Here is a 476-nt window from a genome sequence, read left to right on the forward strand (position 1 = left end):
GCCTCTCGATCGCGCGCGAGCACGGTGCGCGCGTGGTCATGACGCTGCACGACTATCACGCGCTGTGCGATCGAGCGACGCTCTCCACGCCCGGCGGCGAAATCTGCGAGCGCGGAGTACGCGAAGCGTGCGGCTCCTGTCTCGAGCGCTATCCGTTGAACGTGCCGTTGCCCGGCGACGCGCCGTTGCGCGGGGACGCGCCATCACCGGGGCACGCGCCACGATCGGCCGAAGGATTGCGACATGAAGGCGACCTTCGCGCGACGTACGATGCTCGCGCACACGAGCGGCGCGAAGCATTCATGCAGCACTTCCGTGCGGTCGTGCGCTTCCTGGCGCCATCGCATTTCTTGGCGGCGATCTATGCCGACTCAGGCCTCGTGACACGCAACGCGATCGACGTCCTGCCGTATGGACATCCCGGCGACGTCTTCGAGCCGCGCCGAAGCGTGTCCGGCCGAGCATTGCGCGTAGGC

General features: G+C 67.9%; 1 protein-coding gene. It reads left to right on the top strand.

From position 1 onward, the window contains the following. Positions 1-38: 38 nt before the first annotated feature. The coding region (locus RM609_RS34205; RefSeq protein WP_311616581.1) for a hypothetical protein at positions 39-476 on the top strand (438 nt) is incomplete at its 3' end.

Source organism: Streptomyces hesseae, assembly GCF_031845785.1.
GTDB classification, from domain to species: domain Bacteria; phylum Actinomycetota; class Actinomycetes; order Streptomycetales; family Streptomycetaceae; genus Streptomyces; species Streptomyces hesseae.